The organism is Polaribacter sp. R77954 (genome assembly GCF_044595335.1).
In the GTDB taxonomy this organism is placed as follows: Bacteria; Bacteroidota; Bacteroidia; order Flavobacteriales; family Flavobacteriaceae; genus Polaribacter.
This window is the reverse complement of sequence record NZ_CP138992.1, coordinates 2,192,584-2,216,997: the sequence shown is the minus strand read 5'-3', so window position 1 is coordinate 2,216,997 and position 24,414 is coordinate 2,192,584. Positions and strand designations below refer to the sequence as shown.

Genomic DNA, 24,414 nt, shown 5'->3' with positions numbered 1-24,414 from the left:
ACTTTAATTTTTAATAAATTTTAAAGTTGTTCTTTTGTTTTTATCGTAAATGGTCATAAAATAAAGGCCTTTTGTAAGCGGTTTAACCGTTAAGATTTTTGTGTTTTTAAAAGTTAATACTTTTTGACCAATAGCATTGTGTATTTGAATACTAAAATCATTTAAATCACCAGAAATAAAAATTTTGTCTTTAACAGGATTTGGATATATTTTTAAATTAGACAAAACAGTATCATTACTAGAAAGTGTTTCATCATTTATAATATTCGGACTTCCATTTGTATTTGAACAATCCCAATTTTGGGGTAAATGATTTTCTAAATCTGTTGCAATTAGCTCTAATGTTTTCCCTGTTTCATCAGCACAATTTGCCCAACTATCATCATAAATCACTTCATCTTGTAGCACATTGTCTGTATTAAATAAACGTACAGCATCAGAGGTGCCCAAACCAAAATCAAACGCTCCAACAAAATTTTTAATGTTTGGATACATAGCAGTAAAATCTGAGATGTCTTTTACAACAATTAGAAATCCTTCAGCTGAAATTGATGTGCCAGAAGGAATTGTGAATACATGAGTATCATCATTATCTTTAAATAGCCAATTAGATACGTCTATGGCAAAAGTATTCGGATTATAGATTTCTACCCAATCATCTGCATTAAATGCATCATTAGATTTATAATTGATTTCATTAATAACCAAAGGTATTTCAGTAGTAGACTTTTTAAAATTCGGTGTAATTTCTATCGCTTTTTCTAAAGCTATAGTTATCATTTCATTTGTTGATGAAATAGCCCCACTCCAATGCGAAAACTCATAACCAGCTTCTGGTATTGCTCTTAATTGTATGGGTACAGTTTCAAAATAATCTCCACTCCAAGAAGTTGTTTGGATTTTTAAGTTTTCGTTAATTTCAACAAAGCCTTGTTCAATAGCTTTAGAGGTAATTGTTATTTGATGAAAATTAGGTAAGTTAAATTTAGCTTTGATATGGTTTTTAGCATACAAAGGCCTATTCTCTGCAAAATTTTTCATTTGATTAATGAAGTAAGTTGCAACAGTAGGGTTTTCTCCCCAATTGTTATAGTGTGCTTCTATTTCAGGGGCAATCGTTTGATGAATGGCATCAATATGATTTTTTATATGTTCAGGTAAAAATCGAGAGTTCAGTTCATCTGCATATCTATTGATAAATTGGTTTCTAAAGGCAGTGTTTGTTATTAATCTTCTAAATAATAATGTAGACCAAGAAGGGTTAGGCCAAGCAGGGCCATAAGGTTCTAATGCAAAGTTTAAAGTATCTTCGTAATAATTACCTGTATTCCAAAAAGGACCAAAACTAAAATCAGTATCGTACATAATCCACCTCCATTTGCCTTTAGGATGTTTCCAAAACTTAATATTATTTCCTGGCCAATCTGTGTTATTAAAGAAAATATTTGCAGCTTGATACAGTATATATTCTTTTACATCTATTTGCTGGTTTACATATTCAAAATTTGCAGCAATAGATAAATCTGTAGTATTAATATAAGCAATTAAATCGTTGTATTCTTGGTTATTTCCTTCTAGTACTTCTGCGTTATTGGTTAATAAAGTAACATCATCAGCATCAATATTATGTTTAGAGGCAAGCATGTGTTCGTTTATTTTTTCGCGCAAATTATACATGCCCCAATATTGTCCATTAATATAAGTAGCTGTAGGATTATGCTCTTGAAAATCTAAATCGCTACCTCTCATTAAACTGGTAAGCATAATATCTTTCATAGACGATTTTAACCAATCTTGCCCAGAATTTCTTAATACTAAAGATTGAAAATCACTATAATTTAATGTGTTAAAAAAAGGATGTTTAAACTCAGTATCTCCATATTGTCCTCTTGCAAAAAGCGCTAAAGAACGTTGGTCATTTTGGCCTCTACTCCAGCCTCCAAAAATTTTTATACCTCCATTAAATTCGGCTATTTCATCACTATCATTATCGTAAAAAGTAAGATGAATAGGCCTTTCCCAATCTTCCCAGAAATTTGCACCATAATAAGGTACTTGATTATCATAAGTACCCTCTGCACCAAAAACATAAATGCCATAATTTTCATCAAATAAATTTCTAGGTTCCGTGGTTAACGAAATAATATCTAATTGGTGATTTACTCTAAAAATATAAGATTTTGTGTACGTCTTAGAGGATAGTTGATTATCAGAAAACAGTTTAGCTCTAATATTTTTGTTATTGTTGATTTGAATTGGATTTGTATACAGCAATGAAGATGAGTTTGGTTCTTCTCCATCTAAAGTATAACGAATCACTTCGTTTGATGCATTGCCAGATAAAACTAAACTAATAGGATTTTGAATAACCCCTCCTTGATGTGAAAAAACCACGCTATTGGTTATCATTCCAGAAAATTCATTTATTGAATTTACAAAACCTGGTGTAGTTTCTGTATAATGAACAATATTGCCAGAGTTTACAGATTTTCCTAAAGAAGTGTCTGGAGGCAGTTGTGCTGCAGTAATTTTATCTACAATTTCTCCATTTGCATCAGCAAGAAATAAGGTTTCTGATTTAGAGGCTATTTTAAAATTTGTATGAAAATTATTGCCTTTCAGACCTAAAATAGCTGGCGGATCAACTCCTAACGAATTTGGTGTTTTAAAAATTGCTGATAAAAAAGGAATGATGGTAAAATCTGATGAATTAGCACTCACATTGTGCCCTTGAATGCTCAATATATTTTCGCCATCATTTAAAAAATTTTTAAAATTTGAAATCGAAAAACGATCAGGTTTTCCACCACTATACATTTTGGCTTCATGATCTTGAATTGTATTGGCATTATAAGCGGGTGGTACTCCATTAATATTTGCGCGTGCCACTTCTTGCCCATTTATATAGGCTACAAAAGCATCATCATAATCAATATCTAAAATTAAAGATGCAATATTATCAACGTCATCAATGGTAAAGTTTTTTCGTAAGTAAATAGATTTTGTACCACTAGGAATAATTGTACTATCATCTCCATCAGCATATCCAAATCCAGAAATTCCTTGCGCCCAATTGGTATCATTAAAATTTAAGTTTTTCCAATTGGTATTTGGTTCTGATGTGGGTAGGATATACTTAAAAGAATCTCCTTTATTAACCAAAGTTCTTGGATACTCAATAGAACGTTTATCTTTAGAAGAAGCCCACAAAAGTAGGTATTGATTGGGGGCCAATGAAACGTTTGGAAATGTCCATTTTAAAAGCTGATCTTCATCATCAGACAAAGACCAACCATTTATTGAAATTATTTGATTGCTAGAATTATACAACTCAATCCAATCTGGTGTATCTCCATCCTCATCAAAATAAACAGAATTAGACGAAACTACCTCGTTAAATTGTATGGTTTGTGCTTGCAAACCAAAAATACTAAACAAGAAAATAAATATAAATGGTTTCATTGGGTTCTGTTTTTTAGTAATTTACAAATATACGCAGCTTTAATTTTAGAATATCTCAATTAATTGGTAATTATATCTTTAATTCTCTTATTTTTCTTTGATTTTTTCTATTTTTAAAGAAAAAAAGAATGCTCGTAAAAGTTTTTGGTTCTGCCGTTTTTGGTATAGAAGCCACCACAATTACTGTTGAGGTGAATATTGATAAAGGAATTGGCTATCATTTGGTAGGCTTACCAGACAAGGCTGTGAGTGAAAGTTCCTATAGAATTTCTGCTGCTTTAAATAATAATTCCTACAAACTTCCTGGTAAAAAAATCATTATAAATATGGCACCTGCTGATATCCGAAAAGAAGGCGCTGCTTATGATTTAACCCTGGCTATGGGTGTTTTAGCAGCCTCTAATCAAATAAAATCAGAAAATATTAATGACTATATTATTATGGGTGAGCTTTCTTTGGATGGAAGTTTGCAACCTATAAAAGGAGTGTTACCAATGGCGATAAAAGCCAGAGAAGAAGGTTTTAAACACTTTATCCTTCCTAAAGAAAATGCTAAAGAAGCTGCGATTGTTAATGATTTAGAAATTTTAGGTGTAGAAAATATTTTAGAAGTCATCAATCATTTTGATGGTCATCAAAAAATAGCTCCCACTATTGTTGATACAAGGGCTGAATTTTACAAAAATATCGATTTCCCAGAGTTTGATTTTTCTGATGTTAAAGGTCAGGAATCCATTAAAAGATGTATGGAAATTGCTGCAGCTGGTGGGCATAATATCATTCTCATTGGTCCTCCAGGATCTGGAAAAACCATGTTAGCAAAACGATTACCAAGTATTTTGCCACCAATGACGTTGCACGAAGCTTTAGAAACTACAAAAATTCATTCTGTGGTTGGTAAAACAAAAAATGAAGGATTGTTGTATGCGCGTCCATTTCGAAGTCCACATCATACTATCAGCAACGTAGCTTTGGTTGGTGGAGGACAATATCCAAGGCCTGGAGAAATTTCTTTATCACATAATGGGGTTTTATTTTTAGACGAGTTGCCAGAGTTTAAACGAGAAGTTTTAGAAGTAATGCGTCAACCTTTAGAAGATAGAGATGTTACCATTTCTAGAGCCAAATTTACAGTTACCTATCCTGCAAGTTTTATGTTGGTAGCAAGTATGAATCCAAGCCCTAGTGGTTTTTTTAACGATCCAAATTCTCCAATGACATCTACTCCACAAGAAATGCAACGTTATTTGAGTAAAATTTCTGGACCATTATTAGATAGAATTGATATTCATATAGAAGTAACTCCTGTGCCTTTTGAAAAACTATCAGAAGAACGAAAAGGAGAATCGTCTGTTGACATTAGAAAACGAGTTACTGCAGCTAGAGAAATTCAATCTGAGCGTTTTGCAGCATTAGAAAACATACATTATAATGCGCAAATGAATGTAAAACAAATTCGTGAATTCTGTAAATTATCCGCAGAAAGTTTATCGCTTTTAAAAACAGCAATGGAAAAATTAAACCTTTCTGCAAGAGCTTATGACCGTATTTTAAAAGTTTCTAGAACTATTGCAGATTTGGCAAATACTAAGGATATTTCTCCAGATCATATTGCTGAAGCAATACAATATAGAAGTTTGGATCGTGAAGGTTGGTTAGGGTAATTTTTTATATTTGTAATCTATGAAAAATCTTTTATCGCTTATTTTTTGCTTTCTATTTTATTTAAACATTAACGCACAAATTACACTTACCCATAATGTAGGAAATACACCAATAAAAACTGATTGGGAATCTTGTGATTACCAAGAATATTGGGCTAGAACATTTACGCTAGCAGACTTTGGAATAGAAACAACTGATCAATTTATTGTTAGATCTGGTCAAATAGCAATTAGTAATTCTTATGATGGCGCTAGATTAAGTCTTGGAATTTATGCAATCGATTCTAACTTTCCAAACTCCACAGCAATTCATATTGGAGGAGGTGGAATATTAGCGCCAAAAATTGATGATTCTCCAGAAATTATTCAAATAAACTTTAATACGCCTGCTGTCATTCCTTCAAATACCGAAAGAATCTTAGTTGTAGCAACTCAATCAGATGATATTTACAATGCTGATTATAAAAAAGTTTTAATTGCAGGTACAGAACAAGATAAAGATACTTCTTGGTTTCAGGGATGCAGAGAACTTTATACATACACCTCTACAGAAGATTTAAGTACACCAGTTTTAAATGCCAATTTTTTTATTAATGTTACAGGAGAAAAACTGAGTACTATTAATTCTGATTCAAATATTACTTTATCTCATAATATTGGTGATGACGTAAAAAAAACAAAAATGCATTCTTGTAGTTCATCTTATCAATATTGGGCAAGGAAATTTGTACTTGAGGATTTTGGGATAAATGAAAATGAAGAGTATATTATTGATAAAGGGTTTGTAGGTTTAAGTGCTGCAGATTGGAAACCTGATTTTCAATTTAATATTTATAGTATAGATGAAAATTTTCCTGATTCTTTCTCTGAGTTAGACTTAATAGGTAGTAGCCAAACAAAAGAATTTCCATATTTTTCTTTTTCAGGTAATAATGCCAGAATAATGCTAATTGATTTTGAAACACCAATTGTGGTTCCTGCTGATGTAAAAATGATTTTAGTAGAGGTTCTTAAAGGAGTGTCGTATGGAAGTGCCACTGCTTTTATAGCAGGTACAGAAAATGATACAGGAGATTCTTGGTATAAAGGTTGTGGTTATTCAGGTGACACATCAACCTATTACACTTTAAATTCGATGAATTTCTTTATCACTGTAAATGGAGAAGCAAAAACAATATTCCCTTTTGAAATTACAAATGATAACATCTGTTCAAATTTTTCAAACAACCTTAGCTTAACCAATCAATCAGAAATAAAATCTGTGGTTTGGAATTTTGATGACCCTGTTTCTGGAGCAAATAATACCTCTACTAATATTGATGTGAATCATCAGTTTTCGTCAGCAGGAATTTACAATATTACAGCTACAGTTACTCACATAGATAATACTGTTTATACAATTCCAAAAGAAGTAGAAATTTTTGAAGCACCTAACATCAACCCTTCTGTTTCTTTGAAACAATGTGACAATGCTGATATTGATGGCTTTAGTTTTTTCAACCTAAATGAAGTCAAAGAAAAAATTATTACAGACCCAAAAAACTACAGAATCACTTTTTATGAGGATGAAGCAGAAGCTGAAAATAACGGAACTGCTATCACAAATAGCACTCAATACGAAAATGAAACTGTAAGTGTAGATAAAATTTGGGCAAGAGTAGAAAACACCAATGGTTGTTATAAAGTGGGTGAAGTAAATCTTTTTGTGTCTACCACTCAAATCCCCATAAATTATTCCAAATCTTTTTACCAATGTGATGATGGAGATGATTTTACTGATGGTATAGCCACTTTTAATTTTAGCTCAGTGTCAGAAGAAATCACAAATATTTTTCCGCCAAATCAGCAACTCATCATCAACTATTATCAAAACGAATTTGATGCCTTAAAAGAAGAAAACGCAATTGCTGATATTAGCAACTATCAAAATACAAACTCACCAAATCAACAAATCATTTATATTCGTGTTGATAGTGAGGTAGATAATGATTGTTTAGGGCTTGGGGCGCATATTGTATTGAATGTAGAAAAAGCACCTATTGCAAATCTGGTTTCTATACAGCCTGAATGTGATAACGATAAAGATGGATTCTTTTCTTTTGATACTTCAAATATTCAATCCACCATAATTGGCAATCAAACCAATGTAGCTGTTTCTTATTTTGATGAAAAAGGAAATCAACTTTCTTCTCCACTTCCAAATCCTTTTACAACAGCATCACAAAAAATTACGGCAAGAATTGTAAACACAAACTCACAAGATTTAGATGGTCAATGCTTTGATGAAACTGAAATTAATTTTATAGTAAATACAGTTCCAACTGCAAATGCAATTAATGTACAAGAAGCCTGTGATGATGATTTTGATGGTAGTGTAGCCTTTAATACATCAAATATACAAAGTACAATAATTGGCACACAAACTAATTTAATTGTAAAATATTTTGATGAGAATAATGCACCATTGCCAAGTCCCTTACCAAATCCGTTTAATACATCTTCACAAACCATTAGAGTTCGCTTAGAGAATCCTTTGTATGATGTATGTTTCGAAGAAACTACCATTGATTTTGTGGTTAATGAAAAACCTTCTTTTGATTTAATTACAGAAGATATCATCTGTATGAATAGCAATCCTAGATTAGAAATTAAAGCTGAGAATCCTTTGGGTAATTATTCCTATTTATGGACAGATGAAAACGGAGCAACTGTAGGTACATCTCAAGCAATAGACGTATTTAAAGGAGGGGTTTATACTGTAATGGCTACTTCAGATAAAGGTTGTAATTCTGATGAAATGCGTATAAAAATTAGTGAGTCATCTGCATCAACTATTTCAATGGCTGATGTTACTGTACAAGACGATTCTGACAATAATTTTATAAAAGTAAATACTACAAACTTAGGTTTAGGTGATTATGAGTTTCGTTTGTTAAATGAAAATTATAACATTGTTTATGATTATCAAGATGACCCAAATTTCGAAAATTTAGACGGAGGAATTTACACTTTAGAGGTTAACGATAAAAATAATTGTGGTACAATGCCACTAGAAATTTCTTTAATTAGTTTCCCAAGTTTTTTTACACCTAATGGTGATGGTAAAAACGATTATTGGCAAATTAAAGGCTTAAACAATAGTTTTTATAAAAGTGGTTTGATTACTATTTTTAATAGATTTGGTAAACAAATTGCTAAGTTTACCATAACTGATATGGGTTGGAATGGCACTTATAATGGCAAACCTTTACCATCAAATAATTTTTGGTATCAAGTTGTTTTAGTGAGTCAAAATGATGTTATAAAAACTAGAACAGGTAATTTTAGTTTGATAAGAAATTAACCACATGCTAACTATAAACAAAACCTTAATTATTAACATTTAGTTTTTGTTGTGTTGAATTATTATCAGTTAAAAAACAAATTCACCTCATTATAAATATCGTTTTATTAAATTCATGAGATATTTTTCAGTAAATATGAATTATTTATGATTTATATTGAATTATCTATACTTCTAAAAACAATATCTTTTATAACTTAGTTGATGTAAATTCAAAACCACAACAACTAATGAAATCATCAAACTTAAGCAGACGCGATTGGCTAAAAAAAGGAACATTAACTTTAGGTGCTTTGGCACTTGTACCTCATGAAATTTGGAGCTCTAATGTACTAACTGCTCAAAAAGAAAACCGTACTTTTTTGTACAATTCTAACAATTATTTTAACGAATTTACACCTCCACTTTTAAAAGAAGAGGCTCCAATGACCATTTTAAGAGCGAATGAAAATCCTTATGGGCCACCACCAAAATCGGCAGAAGCTTTTCAAAAAGAAGTTTTTACGGGTAACAGATATTCTTGGAAAACCTTATCTAACCTAAAAGCTAAAATTGCTAAAAACGAAGGCATTGATCCAAATCAAATTTTAATGGGGCCAGGTTCTTCTGATTTATTAGAAAAAGTTGCCATGGTTTTGTTTCAAAATGGAGGAAATGTAGTGAGTGCAGACCCAAGTTATATGTCTTTAATTGTAGTGGCAAAATCTGTAGGTGGTAAATGGAAATCTTATAAATTATTAGACGACTCTCAACACGATTTAGATGCCATGGAAGCTGGTATTGATGAAAATACAAAATTAGTCTACATCTGTAATCCCAACAACCCAACTGGTTCTATAACTGATGCAAAAAAATTAAGAGAATTTTGTAGCAGAGTTTCTGAAAAAGTACCAGTTTTTGTAGATGAAGCGTATATTGAATTGTCTAAAAACGGCATAAAAGATTCTATGAATACGTTAGTTGCAGAAGGTAAAAACGTTATTGTAGCAAGAACTTTTTCTAAAATTCACGGAATGGCTGGTTTACGAATTGGCTATGTTATTGGTAAAAAAGAAACGTTAAATGTAATTTCTGAAATTACAAGAGGTGGAATGGGTATTACAGGCCCATCAATAGCTGCAGCAACTACTAGTTTAGAAAATACCGAGTTTTTAGATATGTGTAAAACAAAAATTGCAGATGCAAGAGATTACACCATGTCTTATTTAAAAGAAAACAACTATTCTTATTTACCATCTGAAACCAACTTTATTATTTTTGAAATTCCGATGACAGGAAAAAAATTCTTAAAAGAAATTTATAGCAGAAACGTTGCTGTAAGAGCTTTTAAATTCTGGGATAAAAATTGGTGTAGAGTAAGTATTGGAACTATGGAAGAAATGAAAACCTTTACCAACGCAATCACAGAAATTTTTGCTTAATTTATGGATGGAGCTTTAGAAAAATCCATTTCATTTTTACTTTTTATTTTTATCGGATTTCTTTTAAAAAAGAAGATTTCTGTTGGCGATGAAACAAACGGAATTAAAAGTTTAATTCTTACAATTGCTTTACCTGCAACCATTTTTATTGCACTTTTAAAAGTAAAAATAGATGGTAACTTAATTCTTTTTCCTGTATTGGCATTAGGTTTAAATAGTATTTTATTTGCAATTACGCCTATTTTACTTTCGCTAATTGGCATACCTATGAATTCTGATAAAGGAAGAAGTGCAAGATTATTAATACCATCTTTAGCACCTGGTTTGTCTTGTTTTCCTTTTATTTTAGAATTTTTGGGTGATGGATCTTTAGCAAAAGCAGCAATGGCAGATTTGGGTAACAAATTTTTTGTGCTCTTTTTATTGTATTTAGTAGCCTTAAAATGGCATTATAAAAATGCAGATTTCGAAGCCAATTCACTTAAGACAAAATTAAAATCGCTGGCTAAAACGTTAGTTTACGAACCCGTAAATCTATTCATTATAGTTGCTTTAATATTAGTTTCTTTTGGCATTACTTTAGATAAAATTCCGAACTTTTTATCAAGTACCTTAACAAGGTTGAGTTATATTATGACGCCTTTAGTGCTACTTTTTATAGGTTTGGCTGTAAAATTTAAAAAACAACAATTTTTTCAATTGTTTTCTTTGTTACTTTTAAGAGCCGGATTTACTTTGTTGTTAATTGCTGGTATTGTCTTTTTTGCTGATATTTCTATAAAAAAAGACATCTTAGTAATGATTGCTTTTTCTTTAAGTTCTGCTAGTTTTTGGCCTTTTGCTCATATTTCTGCAGTAAACTTTAAAGAACAGAAAGAAAACACCAAAGACAAAACTTTTGACACCAATTTTGCGCTATCAATCTTAGCATTATCCTTACCCATTTCTGTAATTCTTATTTTAGGAATTTTAACTGCAGGCAATACGTTTACAAGTATTCATAATATCTTAATTTTAGGTGGATGCTTATCTGCAATCGGATTATTTTATCCGATAATTATAAAAGTAAAATCTAATTTTTCTATTTCTAAAAATGATGTAAATACATCAAAAAAAAAATCAGTTGAGTTTTTAACTGATAAATAATCTATTCATTAATCTGTGCTTGTTTAAATTTTAATCAGGCTCAGATTGATGATTTTAAGGAAACCTCAACTTAGAATTATGAAAAGAAAAGTGGAATTACAAACTGATAGTACAAAATCAGCAAACACACAGCAATAACATTTAAAACAACCCCTGCTCTTACCATCTGATTTACTTTTACATAACCACTTGCAAAAACAATGGCATTAGGTGGAGTTGCCATGGGCAACATAAATGCACAACTGCTTGCCATAGTTACAGGAATTAATAAATTTAAAATCGGGATGTTTAACCCAATTGCAATTCCTGCCACAACTGGCGCTAAAACTGCAACCAAAGCCACGTTACTCATCAATTCTGTCATAAATAACATGAGCACAATTAGTAATGAAATTGTCAATAAAATATTGAATTCTCCTGCTGCAATTGTATCCGTAATTAAAGCCACCAAACCAGAAGAAGCCATTCCTTTGGCAAGTGCTAAACCTCCTCCAAATAAGAGTAAAATTCCCCAAGCCAATTTACTGGTATCATTCCATTCTAAAATAAAGTTTCCTTTTTTAAAATTTAACGGAATTGCAAATAATGCAACTGCACCTATTAAACTAATAATGGTATCAGATAATTTTAACCCAGAGAAAAGGCTATTGATTAACGTTCGTGTAATCCATAAAAAAACGGTGATTGCAAAAATGGTTAACACTCTTTTTTCTTCGGATGAAATTTTACCTAGCTGCTCTAATTCGTTTTGAATTAAATTTGCTGATGATGTAAACACAATTCCTTTGCAAGGAAACATCCATTTTACCAATACAACATAAACTGCTGTAATCATTAGTATAGAAAATGGTAATCCAAAACTCATCCAAGTTAAAAATGAGATTTGAATGTCATACTGATTTTCTAACAACCCAATTAAAACCGAGTTTGGTGGTGTGCCAATAACTGTGGCAATTCCTCCAGCATTTGCAGCAAAAGCAACTCCTAACATAATACTTAAGGCAAACTTTTTATCTCCTTTTGTAAAGCCATCTTTATCATCTATCAAAAGTTTAATTACAGAAATTGCAATGGGTAACATTACTACTGTAGAAGCTGTATTGCTAATCCACATGCTCATAAAAGCAGTAGCCAACATAAAACCCAACACTACTTTTTCAGGAGTTGTCCCTGTCAATTTCACAATAGTTAAGGCAATTCTTCTATGTAAATTGACTTTCTCTAAAGCCAATGCCAAAACAAAACCACCAAAGAATAAAAAGATAATTGGGCTACCATAATTGGCACCAACATCTGCAATGGGCATCACTTTTAATAGTGGAAATAAAATTAAAGGTAATAGTGCTGTAACTGCAATATTTACGGTTTCTGTAATCCACCAAATTACCATCCAAACAGCAACTGCAATTACTGCATCTGCTTTTTCAGAAACTAAAGTAATTGGCAACAATTGAATGATGAAAAATAAAAGTGGACCTAGAAGTAATCCTATTTTTTTGGTGGGCTGCATTTTGATTGATTAAGCTTTTGCAAAATAAGTAAATTCATTTTATTATTTAATAGCTTCCTTACAATAGAGTTTTATTAATTAGAAATGACCCTGCTATAATAGGAACTATCAGTAAATCCATTAAAACCGAAGAAGATATTCGTTTGACAAGTAATCAATCTTTGCCAAAAAGTAAGAGAATTAACAAAGCTAATTTTTGAGCATAATTCTATTCAAAAATAAAATTTTCCTATTTAAGATTTATTCAAATCACAAACAAAGTAACTGCTCCAATTAAACTATTGATAGTAAAAAAGCAATTTTTTTAAATTGCCCTAACGCTTTAATAATTTATGTAACTTTCCTTTTATACGTAATAGGTAAACTCCACTTTTATGTTTATTTAAATCTATCTCATTACTTTTCCCAGAATTCAGTAAAGCGCCTCTAATGGAAAAAATTTCCCATTCTATTACTTCTGGCAGATGCACAAGCCCGTTTGTAGGATTTGGGAATAACGATTTCTTATTTTCAAATATTCCATCAACTCCTAATTGAACGGATAAAGGAGGTCCAAATAATGGCCATTTGTTTAAATAATCAGGTTTTTCGGATAGAAACAAAGATGCAGGTATTTGGTCTTCAGGCTTTATATCTCCCCAAACTATGTTTCCACCCACACCTTCAGCAGAAACATTTAAAACGTTTCCTCCTGAAAAGGTGTTTTCTCCTGGTACTCCTACTTCTCCATCTCTTATTCCAGTTTTCTCTCCTTCTTCGCTTTCAATTTCATTTCCAATAATGTTCATATGCTCAACATAGCGACTTGTACTACCAATTTGAGTTATGGCATGGTTTCTAAACCACATTGTATAACGTGTTCCCCAACCTGCTCTTTCATTTCCGTCATCAAAAATTTCTTTACCATAGTTTCCTTCAAAAAGGTTATTATGACATCCTTTTGAATTGTGCTGACCTATGTCTCCATAATGATTATGAGGTGACTCAGCTCTATTATAGGCAAACACACTGTGATTTGTACCAAACTGAGAAACGAAAAAATGGCGAAGATTGGAGCCTCTATTATTTATTAAATTTACTCGTGTGCACGAAACCAGCGAAATGCCATATTGGTAACCACCACACTTGTTACAACCAAAATTGCCATGCAAATAGTTTTGAAAGAAAATCACATCTCTTGAATTGAATAAAGCTATATGTGTTTTTAGTGCATTTTTACTTTCTATGTTAGAGAATTCTGCATTTTGAAGCATTCTCAAATAGATATTCACATCTCCATCACCGTTTGTTGTTGAGGGTCTCTCAATATAGAAATTATGAAATCGAATATTTTTTAAAAAGTTCATTTTTAGAACTGTGGTATGATCCTTAAAAAAAGGAATACCAAAGTTCATATCAAGACTAAGCTCGTTACCTGATTTTGCAATAATTTTAAAAATCTGTGTTTCCTTCCCTGTAATAGGTGGATTAGTATTTGGTCTAATAAGTGATCCGCCCTGTTTAACAATGAAATAATCACCTACATTAAGTCCACTTGTAGAGGTTAAATTAATTTTTGAATCACCACGTAACGCATCAGCTGCTAACTTATAATCTCCAGATTCATTACCAAATATCGTTATGTATCCAGCATTTGCCCCACCTTGAAGCATAAATTTGGTAGCATTTCCTTCACCAACAATTTGTATATCACCTTTTAATATTTTCAATCGTGACTTAATATGAAAAGTTCCGACAGGAAACTTCAGAATCTTCTTTCCACTTCCATTATTGATTATTGACATTACTTTTGGAGCGATATCTGCTGTTGACCCTGGAACAATTCCTTTTTTGGTCACATCTATGGTTTCCCAATTTCCAGAACTATTCCATTTAAAATTTTGCCATTTTGTAGCAGATAAACGATCAAGAGGTATATCCCCAAAATCAATAACTTCTGTTTGGGCTTTCAAAGATGAAAGGGTAAAAAACAAAAGAAGGATATATACTGCTTTCATTTTAATGATTTTAAATAGTATTAATTGCATATCATCATTTATCCTTATTAAATGCAACATATTTTTATTAAACCAATTTTTACCAGTAACATTGGTTTAAGAAAAATAATAATGACACAAGAAAAAGTCCTGTTTTTTGTTGGAATAAATTTTAATTGATTAATCTAATGCAAAATAAGAAAATTGATATTGTAAAACAATATATAAATTATTCTCCATTTTTTTTAGCAGATGATACTCGCGTTAAGGATAGAAACGACATCCTTTTTTGAGGAACGAAAAAAAGATATGATCTTTCGTCTTCGCTCAAGATAAATTCCAGCCTGTTAAAACCTGCCTGCAGCAGGCAGGCGCCCAAATAAAAAAACCTTCCCAAATTAATGGAAAGGTTTTCAAGTTTTATGAGATTTCTCCACAAGGTCGAAATGACATTTAGCTTTTAAATTAAAGTTGCTACTAATAACTAACAACCAAAAACTAACTAGTAACGATAATGCTCTGGTTTATAAGGGCCTTCTACAGTAACACCAATATATTCTGCTTGGTCGTTTCGTAATTCAGTAAGCTCTACACCAATTTTTGCTAAGTGTAATTTTGCTACTTTTTCATCTAAATGTTTTGGTAACATATATACTTCGTTTCCATAAGCATCAGCATTGTTCCAAAGCTCCATTTGCGCCAACGTTTGGTTGGTAAATGAGTTAGACATTACAAAACTTGGGTGACCAGTTGCACAGCCTAAGTTTACCAAACGTCCTTCTGCTAAAATGATGATGTCTTTACCATCAATGGTATATTTATCAACTTGAGGTTTGATTTCTACTTTAGTATCACCATAGTTTTCGTTTAACCAAGCAATGTCTAATTCGTTGTCAAAATGCCCAATATTACAGATGATAGTTTTGTCTTTTACACCTTCAAAATGTTTAGCTGTAACAATATCTTTGTTTCCTGTTGTAGTAATAATGATATCTGCATTACCCATAACCGTTTCTAAACGCTTTACTTCAAAACCATCCATTGCAGCTTGTAAAGCACAAATTGGATCGATTTCTGTAACCGTAACAATAGAACCTGCACCTTTAAAAGAAGCAGCTGTTCCTTTACCAACATCTCCATAACCACAAACCACTACTCTTTTACCTGCTAACATAATGTCTGTTGCTCTTCTGATGGCATCCACAGCAGATTCTTTACAACCGTATTTGTTATCGAATTTCGATTTTGTAACAGAATCGTTAATATTGATTGCTGGCATTGGTAACGTTCCGTTTTTTACTCTTTCGTAAAGTCTGTGAACTCCTGTTGTTGTTTCTTCTGATAAACCATTGATTCCTGCAGCCAATTCTGGATATTTATCTAAAACCATGTTGGTTAAATCTCCACCATCATCTAAAATCATATTTAATGGCTTTTTGTCTTCACCAAAAAATAAAGTTTGCTCAATACACCAATCGAATTCTTCTTCGTTCATTCCTTTCCAAGCATAAACTGGTGTTCCTGCAGCAGCAATTGCAGCAGCAGCTTGATCTTGTGTAGAAAAAATGTTACAAGAACTCCAAGTTACCTCAGCTCCTAAAGCTTGTAACGTTTCAATTAAAACTGCAGTTTGAATGGTCATATGCAAACACCCTGCAATTCTTGCGCCTTTTAAAGGTTGAGCCTCTCCATATTCTTCTCTTAACGCCATTAATCCTGGCATTTCTGCTTCTGCCAATTCAATTTCTTTTCTACCCCAATCTGCTAAAGAAATATCTTTAACTTTAAATGGTACGTAAGCTGTTGTTGCACTCATATTTTTGTATATTTAAAATCTATTTTTTGCGATTGCAAAGATACGATATCCTTTTTGAAAACCTATGGCTCTTTACAAAACATTAACGGTTAACGCTTCAACTAAAGTATTGATTTGGAAGATTGAAGAAACAATTGATGAGTTAAAATCTGGAATTACTTTAACTAACAATAGTGCATTACGATTAAACGCAATGAAATCGGAAATTCACCAGAAAGGTTTTTTAAGCATTCGTCATTTATTAAAAGAAATCAATTTAACTGATGCTGATTTACAATATGACGAATTTGGAAAACCGCATTTAGATAAAGGTAGATTTATATCTATTACCCATTCTTTTGGCTTTACGGCTATTATTTTTTCTTACGATGCTGTAGTTGGTATTGATATTGAAAAACAGCGAGATAAAATATTAAGAATTGCACATAAATTTACACCTATTGAAGAATATAATACCATTGCTAATGTAGAAGCTAAAATTAGTAAACTTACCATAGTTTGGGGTGCAAAAGAGAGTTTGTATAAAATTTATGGAAAGAAAAAACTATTATTCTTACATCATATTTATATTGATGATTTTAAGTTTGCTGATGGAAAAACTATTGGAGCAATTCGTTTTAATGGTTTAGAAACTACCTATACTATTCAATTTTTAGAATTTGAAGGGTTTACTTGTGTGTTTGCGTATTGATAAATAACCTAGAAAAGTTTAAAATTAAGGTTTCTTTACGTTAAAAGATAAGGTAATTAAAGCTAAAATTATAAATATTCAATGTTGTTGTTGAGCACATAGATTACAACTTATTCATTAAAATTTGAAAGGTAGTTCCTTTATCAATTTCAGATTTTTTTACAAATATTTTTCCATTGTGATAATCTTCTACAATTCTTTTAGAAAGAGATAAACCTAAACCCCAACCTCTTTTTTTTGTGGTAAAACCTGGTTTAAAAATTTGTTTGTATAGTTTTTTGGGCATTCCTTTACCTGTGTCTGAAACTGTAATTTTTATTTTCTTTGGGCTGTTTTCTATTTGCAAATTCAAATTGCCTTTGCCTAACATAGCGTCTATAGCGTTTTTTATTAAGTTTTCTATAACCCAGCCAAATAATTCTCTATTTAGGTTGGTATAAATTTCATGATCAGTAGAAGAAAACGAAAATGAAATCTGTTTAGAACTACGAGATTCTAAGTAATCGAAAGCTTGTTTTGTAATAGCAACTATATTTTCTTTTTTAAGTTCTGGAATTGAGCCAATTTTAGAAAAACGATTGGCAATGGTATTTAATCTATAAACATCTTTTTCAATTTCTTCAATATAGGTTTCATCTACTTTTTCCATTTTTAAAATAGATATCCATCCTAAAAGCGATGATAAAGGTGTACCAATTTGATGTGCTGTTTCTTTAGCCATTCCTGTCCATAATTTATTGGTTTCTGCAGCTTTGTTAGAGCTATAAAACAAATAAATAACTGCTAAAAACAGCACTAAAATTAAAACTAAGGCTAAAGGGTAATAAGTGAGTTTGTCTAATAAATCTGAGTCTCTATAATAGATATATTGTTTGTTTTTTCCATTATAACTTATTAAAATTGGCTCATTTTGTTCTTTCATTATAGCCAATTGTTTTTTTAAGTATTTTGGGTTTAAAGATTTTATAGAATCTAAGTTTTGTGTATTAATTACTTCGCCATTTTCATCTACTAAAATCATAGGAATACTATTGTTGTTTTCTAGTATTTTAAGTGGTAGGTCAACTTTAGCATTTAAGTCTGTACTTGAGCCAATTTCTTTTTGAGCTTCTGCTAAAATTTCCATTTTTATGCGCTCTTCTTGCTTAAATTTTTGAAAAAAAGAATAGGTATTCCAAAGAATAGACAAAACGATAACGAAAGAAACAAGAATCGTAATCCGTTTAAATAAAAGTGTATTTGAAAAAATTTTCATTAAAAACAAAGATAAAGGTTTCTTGTATATAACTCATTTCAAGATTTGATAGTATCTTTACTAGTAAATTTTTTGATTATGCTTTCAATAGATCCAAAAGAAATTTCAACGCCTAAGTTACACAGTTATTTATTAGGTGCAGTTGCTCCAAGACCAATAGCATTTGCAAGTACCATAGATGCTGATGGAAATCCGAATTTATCACCATTTTCATTTTTTAATGTATTTGGTGCAAATCCGCCAACAATGATTTTTTCGCCAGCAAGAAGTGTAAGAAATAATACCACAAAAGATACCTTAGATAATGCAGAAATTACAAAAGAAGTGGTAATTAATGTTGTGAATTATGCTATTGTACAACAAATGTCTTTAAGTAGTGCTATGTATCCAAAAGGTGTAAACGAATTTGAAAAAGCGGGTTTAACCATGTTAAAATCAGATATTGTTCAACCTTTTAGGGTCGCAGAATCTCCTGTGCAATTTGAGTGTAAAGTAACAGATGTTATTTATACAGGAAATAAGGGTGGAGCTGGGAATTTAATTATTTGTGAAGTGCTAAAGATGCACATTAATGAGGCTGTTTTAGATACAGATGGAGGAATAGATCCTTATAAAATAGATTTGGTGGCTAGAGCAGGAGGGAGTTACTATTCAAGAGCTAAAGATGGTTTTTTCGAAATTCCGAAACCAATATCTAGTTTAGGAATTGGGGTAGATCAAATACCAGAATCTATAAAGAATAGTGAGGTTTTAACAGGTAATAATTTAGGAATGTTAGGCAATGTAAATCAAATACCAAATGCAAAGGCTGTTGATAACTTTGCAAAAGAACATCCTGAATTTATTGGGTTAGAAACCGTAAAAAAACATACATTTGCTCAAAAGTTTTTAAAAATAAATGATGTAGAAAGTGCTTGGAAAGTGCTTTTAATTAAATAGTTAAGTTTATAGTATGGAAGTTATAGGGAAAATAAAATTGATTGGAGAGGTACAAACATTTGGTTCAAACGGATTTAGAAAAAGAGAAATGGTAGTTACTACTGATGAACAGTATCCGCAAATGATTATGATTGAGTTTATACAAGACAAAACAGACTTGTTAAACAGTTATAAAGTGGGGCAAGATGTAAAAGTATCTATTAATTTAAGAGGTAGAGAGTGGATTAATCCACAGGGAGAAGCAAAGTATTTTAACTCTGTACAAGGTTGGCGAATTGAAAGTTTATCTCAACAAGGTGCACCAAGTAATTTGCCACCTGTAGATCAATTTGAGCCTGCATCTAATGTTTCTGATGATGAACCAGACGATTTACCATTTTAGATAATTAGATATTTAGTGGACTCGTTTTTGTTGATTTTATAGAATTAATAGACGAGAGACAAGATAAAAAAGAGAGCGTTCATTTAATGAACGCTCTCTTTTTTACTTAATATATTTTAGTCTTGGTATTTGTCTCTAAAAATCTAACTGACTAAGAGTCTATAAAAAATCTACGATTTTTTAGGCATTGGTCCACGTAAATGAATAATCAGGCCGTTTAAAAAATTTCGTAAAAATTGATCTCCACATTCTACATATTTAGGATGATCTTCTTTTCTAAAAATAGCCCCTAACTCACCTTTAGTTACTTTAAAATCTACTAAAGCACAAATTTCAATAATATCTGTATCGCGCAATTTATGTGCAACTCTTAGCTTTTTAAAAATATCGTTATTTGTTAATCCCATAAAGCAAATATAATTGTTTTTAGTGTACTACTTTAAAAATTGCCCAAGCATAAATCGCAAATCGTGCAAAACGAAATAAACCAAAAAAAACTACATTTTTAAAAGGATATTTAATCATACCAGCTGCAACACAAGCAATAGAAAAAGGTAGAGGTAGTAAAGCGCCTACTAAAATTAAAATGCCACCCCATTTTTTGGTATTTGCTAAATTTTTAGCCATTTTAATTTCTAAATATTCTTTTACTGAACGTATTTTTAAGGTCATTCTACCTAAAAAATAAGAAATTAACCCTCCTGAATAAGAAAGTGTTGCTAAAATAGCCAAGTTAATTATAGGGGTTCCAGTTTTTTTTGTCCACGCAATAAATATTTCTGGAGGTATTAAGCCTAATAAAGTTTCAGAAATAAAAAACACCGCCAATACAGTACCTCTAGAAAAGGTTTCTGTAAAATGATGCAATCCGTCGTTAATATTGTATACGTATTTGTTAAATAAAAAAATAACCAGAACAATACCTAAAATTGGTAAAATTGCACTTTTTAGGTTTTTACCAACAAAAGTGTAAAAACCAGTGCGTTCATAATATTTATGAATTAGTTTGAATCTTTTTCCTTTAGATTTTTCTCTTTTTGGCATTTGCAGGTATCATTTATCAAAAATGATTTGCAAAAATAGTGACAATTTTCGACAAATTTCCTTTATATTTCACATTAACGCATTTTTAAGAATTTGTTAATTTTACTTTATAAAAACTACTAAAATTGATTTGGCTTACGGATACAATTTCTTTTCCGGATTATAAATTTGTAACTCCAGATGGTATTTTAGCTTTGGGAGGCGACTTGTCTGAAGAACGTTTAATTTACGCTTACAAAAACGGAATTTTCCCTTGGTTTTCTGAAGGCGATCCAATTATTTGGTATTGCCCATCAGAAAGAATGGTTCTGTTTCCAGATGATTTAAAAGTATCGAAATCGATGCGAAAACTTATCAACAAAAAGGAGTTTGTAATTACAGAAAACCTGGCTTTTGAAGAGGTAATCTATAATTGCAAAAACATTAAAAGAAAAGAAGATTTTGGCACTTGGATTACTGATGATATGGAAAAAGCTTATATCAACTTACACAAAAGAGGAGTTGCAAAATCTATAGAAGTTTGGAAAGATAATGAATTAGTTGGCGGTTTATATGGGTTAGAAATGAATCATGTATTTTGTGGTGAGAGCATGTTTAGCAAAGTTTCTAATGCCTCTAAACTTGCATTTATACACTTGGCTAAAAATAAAAAGTATCAACTAATAGATTGTCAAATTTATAATGCACATTTGGCAAGTTTAGGTGCTATAGAAATTGATAGAGCATTATTTTTAAAGATTTTAAAATCTTAAAGTTTCATTATTTTTTTAGAGGTTACACTGCCGTTTTCAAACTCGGTTTTTAAGAAATAAACTCCTTTTGAAAGTTGAGAAACATCAATTTTTTGAATTTCTTTAGATTGAAAATCAATGTCATTAATATGATAAAATTTAGAAGATAGCATATTAAATAATTCCATTTTTACCACTTTTAAAGGTGTTTTAATACTAAAGTTTATCTGGTTAGCTGTTGGATTTGGAAAGATTTCAATTTGAGATTCGATGGTAGTATTTTGAGAAGCTACAGATAATTTTGATACTTCATTAAGCTCTTCAATTTTAAAATAATCAATAACCATAGTATGTGTTCCAGACCATCTAAAATCACCAGCCCAAGGCAAATTTCTGTATCCAATAATTACTTCAGACCATCCTTTAGCAATGTTAGTGTTAAAAGATTCTTGTAACACATTATCAATAAAAAAATCTACCTGATTTGCGGTCCAGTCTATGGTATAGGTGTGAAATTTATCATCAATTAATGATTTTCTGTTGTTGTTTATATCAACCACAGGTTTTGAAGAACCTGTAAAAGGCAGTTCTGTAATTTCATTTGCATCTCGCCAAGTATTAAAACGTGCATCTGTCCAACCATTGGGTGGGTAAATGTCATGAGCAGGAATACCCGACTGTAAATCTTGAGCCACAACTTCTATATCAACTTCATTAAAAGTAGCACCAACTTGCCCATAAGTAAAAATAAATGCAGCCAAACCACCATCTACAGCAGCACCTTTCATGCGTACTTCTAAACGATGATTTTCTCCTACACCACCAAAAACCATGGTTTGATAAGGGTATGTTAAGTCTGTGTCATTACTTATGTCAGCATCTACAGTAATATACGCAAAACCATCACCTGGTATAAAACTATCCCAACCAGTTTGGTTTGGATGAATATCATTAAAAAATTTCCAATAACTATTTTTCGGAATATCATTGGGATATCCTTTGGTGTCAAAATTTTCTATGTATGTAGTTTGGCTTACCGAAAAAAAACAATTGATACTTAATAAAGTAAATAGGAGGATTTTTGATTTCATAGAGGGTTTATGGTCAAAACTTTGATGCTAAATTACATAATTATTTTTAACCGTTATTTTTGAATCTCTTTCACAAAATCTAAAAATACTTTTTGATGTAATTCAAGATTCATATTTCCAGAGAGTGACGTTCTTACAATATAATCTTTGTCACCTTCTTTTGTGGTTCCTTGTGTTGAGGTTGCTGGGATAGTCCAATAACATCCTTTTAGTTGTCCATAACTCACACAAAATTTACTTTCATCAGGAATTTCAGTAATCATTTTATGAATTAATTTTAAATTAAGTGCTCTTTTATAGGTTTCTTTTTCAGCTTCTGAATTTCCTTTTGTTGGTAAATCTAAAGAAAAAACAGAAGGAGTAAAGCCCAGTTTTGCCAATTGTTCTGAAACAAAATTGATTTTTGCAGTTGGTAAATTCTTTTGAATAAAGTTAACAAACTTGCGCGTATTTTGATAAGCAGCCTCAATTCTTTGATTCATTGTCGGCATTTGATTTGCCAATATTTTATACTGATGATGTGAAGCTTCATTATCACACAGTTGTAAATGAATCGCTATTTTGTGAATTAAACTTTCGGTTTTGTTGTTTCCTACACAATAACCAGCTGTACATTTTCCTCCACTTGGGAATTTCGATCCACTTGCATATGAAATTGTTCTGACTTCCGACAATGTTTTACCTTCACCTAAAAAGTGCACATTTGGGCAAAAGGTTTGGTCTAAAATAAAAACAGGATCAATAGCAAATTTACCAGATTTAGAACTTCGTTTTTTGCTTAAAACGGTTTTTAAATCTTCTAAATTTGGCACTTCTACTCTTGGGTTGGTTGGAATTTCTGCAATGATGTAAGGAATACCATCTTCATTAGCAATTTTAGTTAAAACGTTATCAATACTTTGTACCATATCATTATCACCATCTACAGGTAAATCTACAATTGCTACATTTTCAATACACGCAGCTACTCTTCTTGCTTGGTCGTTTGTGCCTCCATAACAATTGGGTGGTACAATAAATTTGATTGGTTTTTTAGGATGATTTTTTTGTGCATCATCAATTAAACCCATCATTATGGCATATTGAATTGAGAGTCCGCTTGAAGCTACTAAAGGGTTAATAGTAGTTCCAGTAATTTTTTGAATCGTTTTTTGTACTATTTTTTTATTTGCTGAAAAATCGTTTGGCTGTGTAGTAGTTGAAGAATTTTTACCAACTAAAGATTGCAAAATAGTAAAAGTGTTAGCAGGTGTCATTGCAATGGTTTCTCTTCTTCTTACATGCTGAATTTCTGAAATATAATGGTTGTTTTTTAAGCCATTAATTAAAACAATACTTCCTAAATTTGGTTTATAATTTATAAAAAAATCAACATTTGAATGGTTTTCAAAATTTGTGAGGTCATTTTTTTCTGAAATAAAAAGGGTCCTTCTATGATTAAAATTAGAAATTTCTTTTAATGATTCAATTTTTTTGATTTCAAATTGATATCCATATACTTTTCTGATAGTATCTGTATCAAAGAATTCAGGAAGTGTATCAATATAAAGGATTTGAGTGTTTTTATGGTCTAATAAATTTTTTCTTAGAATTGCTAAAATGGGTGCTGTTTGGGATGAGAAACTAATAATATTTTCTGATTTCTGAGCGGTTAAATTAGCAATGGTCCACTCTAAAATACAAGATAATGGATGCCCTAATCGAATATAATCGTATGCAGTTGGTAAGTTTTTTAAAGCTTCTTTACTTACATTATTGTTTTTAAATAATTTTGTAAAGTTGTCTAAGAAAGCTGTTTTAGCTAAAGATTCATTATAAATATCGAGCCTATGTGTGGTTAAGTTTAGCCAATCAGCAGGCATGTTGTTTAAAACATTTTCAATAAAATTTAATACTTTAGTTTGTTGCATACTTTTTACGTTTAAAAGAAAAGGTTAAAGATA

General features: G+C 31.1%; 17 protein-coding genes. 8 read left to right on the top strand and 9 right to left on the bottom strand.

Annotated features, from left to right (window positions below; translation table 11 throughout):
- Positions 1 to 3: 3 nt before the first annotated feature.
- Positions 4 to 3,462 carry a CotH kinase family protein gene (locus SJY27_RS09500; RefSeq protein ID WP_397444589.1) on the bottom strand — a complete coding sequence of 1,153 codons (3,459 nt, stop codon included), beginning with the start codon at positions 3,460 to 3,462 and terminating at the stop codon, positions 4 to 6.
- Positions 3,463 to 3,590: 128 nt separating this feature from the next.
- On the opposite strand from SJY27_RS09500, the gene SJY27_RS09495 reads away from it, so the two are divergent.
- The 4 genes from SJY27_RS09495 (at position 3,591) to SJY27_RS09480 (ending at position 11,036) form a co-directional block, all read left to right on the top strand.
- Positions 3,591 to 5,126: a YifB family Mg chelatase-like AAA ATPase gene (locus tag SJY27_RS09495; RefSeq protein WP_397444588.1), complete on the top strand. Its 1,536-nt coding sequence runs from the start codon at positions 3,591 to 3,593 to the stop codon at positions 5,124 to 5,126.
- A gap of 19 nt (positions 5,127 to 5,145) precedes the next feature.
- Positions 5,146 to 8,469: a T9SS type B sorting domain-containing protein gene (locus SJY27_RS09490; RefSeq protein ID WP_397444587.1), complete on the top strand. Its 3,324-nt coding sequence runs from the start codon at positions 5,146 to 5,148 to the stop codon at positions 8,467 to 8,469.
- Positions 8,470 to 8,699: 230 nt separating this feature from the next.
- Positions 8,700 to 9,890 carry a pyridoxal phosphate-dependent aminotransferase gene (locus tag SJY27_RS09485; RefSeq protein ID WP_397444586.1) on the top strand — a complete coding sequence of 397 codons (1,191 nt, stop codon included), beginning with the start codon at positions 8,700 to 8,702 and terminating at the stop codon, positions 9,888 to 9,890.
- 3 nt (positions 9,891 to 9,893) lie between these two features.
- The gene (locus SJY27_RS09480; protein ID WP_397444585.1) at positions 9,894 to 11,036 is read left to right on the top strand and encodes an AEC family transporter; all 1,143 of its coding nucleotides are present in this window, start codon (positions 9,894 to 9,896) and stop codon (positions 11,034 to 11,036) included.
- A gap of 76 nt (positions 11,037 to 11,112) precedes the next feature.
- Here the strand turns inward: SJY27_RS09480 and SJY27_RS09475 are convergent, their stop codons facing one another.
- The 3 genes from SJY27_RS09475 to ahcY all read right to left on the bottom strand — a co-directional run bounded on the left by SJY27_RS09475 (position 11,113) and on the right by ahcY (position 16,338).
- Entirely contained in the window at positions 11,113 to 12,546 is a 1,434-nt protein-coding gene (locus SJY27_RS09475) for an SLC13 family permease (RefSeq protein WP_397444584.1), read from the bottom strand.
- Positions 12,547 to 12,860: 314 nt separating this feature from the next.
- On the bottom strand, positions 12,861 to 14,543 hold the full coding sequence (locus SJY27_RS09470; RefSeq protein WP_397444583.1) for a T9SS type A sorting domain-containing protein: 1,683 nt from the start codon (positions 14,541 to 14,543) through the stop codon (positions 12,861 to 12,863).
- Positions 14,544 to 15,024: 481 nt separating this feature from the next.
- Entirely contained in the window at positions 15,025 to 16,338 is a 1,314-nt protein-coding gene (gene ahcY / locus SJY27_RS09465; protein WP_397444582.1) for an adenosylhomocysteinase, read from the bottom strand.
- A 64-nt stretch (positions 16,339 to 16,402) separates the two neighbouring features.
- Here ahcY and SJY27_RS09460 point away from each other — a divergent pair, with 64 nt between their 5' ends.
- Positions 16,403 to 17,029 carry a 4'-phosphopantetheinyl transferase family protein gene (locus tag SJY27_RS09460; RefSeq protein ID WP_397444581.1) on the top strand — a complete coding sequence of 209 codons (627 nt, stop codon included), beginning with the start codon at positions 16,403 to 16,405 and terminating at the stop codon, positions 17,027 to 17,029.
- Between the two features lie 103 nt (positions 17,030 to 17,132).
- On the opposite strand, the gene SJY27_RS09455 is transcribed toward SJY27_RS09460, so the two are convergent.
- Complete coding sequence (locus SJY27_RS09455) at positions 17,133 to 18,284, bottom strand: sensor histidine kinase (protein ID WP_397444580.1); 1,152 nt, start codon at positions 18,282 to 18,284, stop codon at positions 17,133 to 17,135.
- A 78-nt stretch (positions 18,285 to 18,362) separates the two neighbouring features.
- Between SJY27_RS09455 and SJY27_RS09450 the strand changes: the two genes are divergently transcribed.
- Both SJY27_RS09450 and SJY27_RS09445 read left to right on the top strand, forming a co-directional pair.
- A complete protein-coding gene (locus tag SJY27_RS09450) occupies positions 18,363 to 19,223 on the top strand; it encodes a flavin reductase family protein (RefSeq protein ID WP_397444579.1) in 861 nt (286 codons plus the stop codon).
- A 13-nt stretch (positions 19,224 to 19,236) separates the two neighbouring features.
- Entirely contained in the window at positions 19,237 to 19,605 is a 369-nt protein-coding gene (locus tag SJY27_RS09445) for a DUF3127 domain-containing protein (RefSeq protein WP_397444578.1), read from the top strand.
- Between the two features lie 170 nt (positions 19,606 to 19,775).
- On the opposite strand, the gene SJY27_RS09440 is transcribed toward SJY27_RS09445, so the two are convergent.
- Positions 19,776 to 20,012 (bottom strand): DUF1456 family protein, encoded by a 237-nt coding sequence (locus tag SJY27_RS09440; RefSeq protein ID WP_397444577.1) that lies wholly within the window; start codon positions 20,010 to 20,012, stop codon positions 19,776 to 19,778.
- Between the two features lie 19 nt (positions 20,013 to 20,031).
- Complete coding sequence (locus SJY27_RS09435) at positions 20,032 to 20,649, bottom strand: YqaA family protein (RefSeq protein WP_397444576.1); 618 nt, start codon at positions 20,647 to 20,649, stop codon at positions 20,032 to 20,034.
- 125 nt (positions 20,650 to 20,774) lie between these two features.
- Here SJY27_RS09435 and aat point away from each other — a divergent pair, with 125 nt between their 5' ends.
- Entirely contained in the window at positions 20,775 to 21,401 is a 627-nt protein-coding gene (aat, locus tag SJY27_RS09430; RefSeq protein ID WP_397444575.1) for a leucyl/phenylalanyl-tRNA--protein transferase, read from the top strand.
- Here the strand turns inward: aat and SJY27_RS09425 are convergent.
- On the bottom strand, positions 21,398 to 22,471 hold the full coding sequence (locus SJY27_RS09425) for a T9SS type A sorting domain-containing protein (RefSeq protein ID WP_397444574.1): 1,074 nt from the start codon (positions 22,469 to 22,471) through the stop codon (positions 21,398 to 21,400). The genes aat and SJY27_RS09425 overlap by 4 nt on opposite strands.
- Positions 22,472 to 22,524: 53 nt before the next feature.
- Positions 22,525 to 24,381, bottom strand: a complete 1,857-nt coding sequence (locus SJY27_RS09420; protein WP_397444573.1) for a PLP-dependent transferase — start codon at positions 24,379 to 24,381, stop codon at positions 22,525 to 22,527.
- Positions 24,382 to 24,414: the final 33 nt, after the last annotated feature.

Excerpts from the sequence above, each read along its gene's own strand:
- SJY27_RS09500 (WP_397444589.1), bottom strand. The coding sequence starts at position 3,462 with ATGAAACCATTTATATTTATTTTCTTGTTTAGTATTTTTGGTTTGCAA.
- SJY27_RS09495 (WP_397444588.1), top strand. The coding sequence starts at position 3,591 with ATGCTCGTAAAAGTTTTTGGTTCTGCCGTTTTTGGTATAGAAGCCACC.
- SJY27_RS09490 (WP_397444587.1), top strand. The coding sequence starts at position 5,146 with ATGAAAAATCTTTTATCGCTTATTTTTTGCTTTCTATTTTATTTAAAC.
- SJY27_RS09485 (WP_397444586.1), top strand. The coding sequence starts at position 8,700 with ATGAAATCATCAAACTTAAGCAGACGCGATTGGCTAAAAAAAGGAACA.
- SJY27_RS09480 (WP_397444585.1), top strand. The coding sequence starts at position 9,894 with ATGGATGGAGCTTTAGAAAAATCCATTTCATTTTTACTTTTTATTTTT.
- SJY27_RS09475 (WP_397444584.1), bottom strand. The coding sequence starts at position 12,546 with ATGCAGCCCACCAAAAAAATAGGATTACTTCTAGGTCCACTTTTATTT.
- SJY27_RS09470 (WP_397444583.1), bottom strand. The coding sequence starts at position 14,543 with ATGAAAGCAGTATATATCCTTCTTTTGTTTTTTACCCTTTCATCTTTG.
- ahcY (WP_397444582.1), bottom strand. The coding sequence starts at position 16,338 with ATGAGTGCAACAACAGCTTACGTACCATTTAAAGTTAAAGATATTTCT.
- SJY27_RS09460 (WP_397444581.1), top strand. The coding sequence starts at position 16,403 with ATGGCTCTTTACAAAACATTAACGGTTAACGCTTCAACTAAAGTATTG.
- SJY27_RS09455 (WP_397444580.1), bottom strand. The coding sequence starts at position 18,284 with ATGAAAATTTTTTCAAATACACTTTTATTTAAACGGATTACGATTCTT.
- SJY27_RS09450 (WP_397444579.1), top strand. The coding sequence starts at position 18,363 with ATGCTTTCAATAGATCCAAAAGAAATTTCAACGCCTAAGTTACACAGT.
- SJY27_RS09445 (WP_397444578.1), top strand. The coding sequence starts at position 19,237 with ATGGAAGTTATAGGGAAAATAAAATTGATTGGAGAGGTACAAACATTT.
- SJY27_RS09440 (WP_397444577.1), bottom strand. The coding sequence starts at position 20,012 with ATGGGATTAACAAATAACGATATTTTTAAAAAGCTAAGAGTTGCACAT.
- SJY27_RS09435 (WP_397444576.1), bottom strand. The coding sequence starts at position 20,649 with ATGCCAAAAAGAGAAAAATCTAAAGGAAAAAGATTCAAACTAATTCAT.
- SJY27_RS09425 (WP_397444574.1), bottom strand. The coding sequence starts at position 22,471 with ATGAAATCAAAAATCCTCCTATTTACTTTATTAAGTATCAATTGTTTT.
- SJY27_RS09420 (WP_397444573.1), bottom strand. The coding sequence starts at position 24,381 with ATGCAACAAACTAAAGTATTAAATTTTATTGAAAATGTTTTAAACAAC.